Source organism: Salinivibrio sp. MA427, assembly GCF_001996115.1.
Lineage (GTDB): Bacteria > Pseudomonadota > Gammaproteobacteria > Enterobacterales > Vibrionaceae > Salinivibrio > Salinivibrio costicola.
Window position 1 is genome coordinate 1 of the sequence record NZ_MUFH01000451.1, and the last position, 1,487, is coordinate 1,487.

General features: G+C 51.9%; 2 protein-coding genes and 1 pseudogene. 2 read left to right on the top strand and 1 reads right to left on the bottom strand.

The window, feature by feature from the left end; all coding sequences use genetic code 11:
- Nucleotides 1–84 (top strand): annotated as a pseudogene (locus BZG79_RS15495) (transcriptional regulator); the annotation flags it as partial.
- A gap of 60 nt (nt 85–144) precedes the next feature.
- Entirely contained in the window at nt 145–1,263 is a 1,119-nt protein-coding gene (gcvT, locus tag BZG79_RS15500) for a glycine cleavage system aminomethyltransferase GcvT (protein ID WP_077774855.1), read from the top strand.
- Nucleotides 1,264–1,338: 75 nt separating this feature from the next.
- On the opposite strand, the gene BZG79_RS16975 is transcribed toward gcvT, so the two are convergent.
- On the bottom strand, nt 1,339–1,487 hold a 149-nt coding region (locus BZG79_RS16975; RefSeq protein ID WP_199878059.1), incomplete at its 5' end, for a carboxymuconolactone decarboxylase family protein.

Consider the following 1,487-nt stretch of genomic DNA (forward strand, 5'->3'; position numbering starts at 1 on the left):
GTGTATTACGACGCCACCATGGGACACATGTTGGCGTCAGTGAGTGACGCCGATGCATTGATCTTATGGGTGACCGCTTCTTAATGACCACACAAACGCCTTGCTTCACGTGGGCATGATGCCCGCAGGCACAATATGGAGAGAATGATGGCAGAGTTACTAACCACCCCGTTACACGGCTTGCACCTTGATATGGGGGCAAAAATGGTTCCCTTTGCGGGCTATGAAATGCCAGTCCAGTATCCGCTAGGGGTGCGCAAAGAGCACTTGCATTGCCGCGAACAGGCGGGATTATTTGATGTTTCTCATATGGGGCAAATTCGCCTCCATGGTGATGACGCCGCGAAAGCGCTCGAAACATTGGTGCCTGTAGACGTCGTCGATTTACCGAAAGGAAAACAACGCTATGCGGTGTTTACCAATGAGCAAGGTGGGATTCTTGATGATCTCATGATTGCGAACTTAGGCGATCACTTGTTCTTGGTGGTCAATGCCGCCTGCAAAGCCCAGGATATTCAGCATTTGCGCGATAATCTTAAAGGGGATGTGACCGTCGATGTTGTTGACGATCGTGCTTTGCTGGCCTTGCAAGGACCAAAAGCGGCCGAGGTGCTGGCGACCTTTAACCCGCAGGTCAGTGAGATGGTCTTTATGGATATTCAGCCTATTACGGTCAACGGCATTGAGTGTGTGGTGAGTCGCTCAGGTTACACTGGCGAAGATGGGTTTGAGGTTTCGGTGCCGGCTGAGCATGCTGCGTCGTTGGCAAAAGCGTTGCTCGATGATGAGGCAGTAGAATGGATTGGCTTAGGTGCGCGGGATTCATTGCGTTTGGAGTGTGGCTTATGCCTGTATGGTCATGATTTGGACACCACCACTACGCCGGTTGAAGCAACCTTAATCTGGGCAATCAGTAAAGTTCGTCGCGCTGATGGTGAGCGCGCAGGTGGCTTTCCCGGTGAGCAAATCATTTTGGATCAAATAGCGACTAAAGCGGTGAGTCGGAAGCGGATTGGTTTAGTCGGTCAAAGCAAAGCGCCGGTCCGTGAAGGAAGTAAACTGTTTGATGCGGACGACAACCAAATTGGCATCGTGACCAGTGGCACCTTTGGCCCTACTAAAGGGATGCCCGTGGCGATGGGTTACCTCCCACCTGAGTTTATTGCCCCCGGCACCGAGGTATACGCGGAAGTGCGTGGCAAGAAATTGCCTATGACGGTCGAAAAAATGCCGTTTGTGCCGCAGCGATATTACCGCGGGTAAATCGGTGGCTTATATATAGATGAAGAAGCGCAGTTGGCAGCGGCTGCGCTTTTTTAATGTCGTTTATTTTAAGTGTTACGCCTCGCTCAACTGCTCGACGGCTTCCAGTGCTTGAGAGCCGTAAATCAACGACGGACCACCGCCCATCACAATGGCAACATTAATTGCTTCTACGCATTCTTGCTTAGTCGCGCCGTGCTTTAAAGCGGCGGCGACGTGTGCGC

Excerpts from the sequence above, each read along its gene's own strand:
- gcvT (WP_077774855.1), top strand. The coding sequence starts at position 145 with ATGATGGCAGAGTTACTAACCACCCCGTTACACGGCTTGCACCTTGAT.